Source organism: Candidatus Eisenbacteria bacterium, from assembly GCA_005893305.1.
In the GTDB taxonomy this organism is placed as follows: Bacteria; Eisenbacteria; RBG-16-71-46; order SZUA-252; family SZUA-252; genus WS-9.
In genome coordinates this window covers 1-573 of record VBOZ01000017.1, presented here as the reverse complement: position 1 = coordinate 573, position 573 = coordinate 1, and the positions used below count along the sequence as shown (strand labels likewise).

Genomic DNA, 573 nt, shown 5'->3' with positions numbered 1-573 from the left:
TTCGGCCTCTGGGTCACGGGTCCACAAGGAGTACTCGGTCTGCAGCGCGGCGACCGGGTGTACAGCGTGGGCGCGGCGGATCGTGTCGGGGCCGGCCTCAGACAACCCGATGTTGCGGACTTTGCCCTCGGCGACTAGTTCGGCCAGGGTGCCGACGGTGTCCTCGATGGGAGTGTTCGGGTCGACCCGGTGCTGGTAGTACAGGTCGATGTGGTCCGTGCCCAGCCGCTTTAGTGACCCCTCGACCGCAACGCGGATGTTCGCTGGGCTGCTGTCGAGCACGCCGGGGCCGCCGCCGAAGTGCGAGACAAATCCGAACTTCGTGGCCAACACCACTTGGTCGCGCCGGTCCTTGATGGCCCGGCCGACGAGTTCCTCGTTGGTGTAGGGACCGTAGATCTCGGCGGTGTCGAGGTGTGTGACGCCGAGTTCCAGCGCCCGGTGGATGGCGCGAATCGACTCGGCATCGCTGCCGGCGCCGATGTTGTAGTAGCCCGCCATCGTCATGGCGCCGAGTCCTATGCGGGAGACATCGAGTCCGCCGATCGATACGTGCTTCATGGTCATGTACCT

General features: G+C 65.4%; 1 pseudogene (only partly in view). It reads right to left on the bottom strand.

Annotated elements, in window-relative coordinates:
• Window positions 1–561: pseudogene (locus tag E6K79_06280) on the bottom strand (aldo/keto reductase); it reaches 412 nt to the left of the window's first position.
• Between the last annotated feature and the right edge of the window lie 12 nt (window positions 562–573).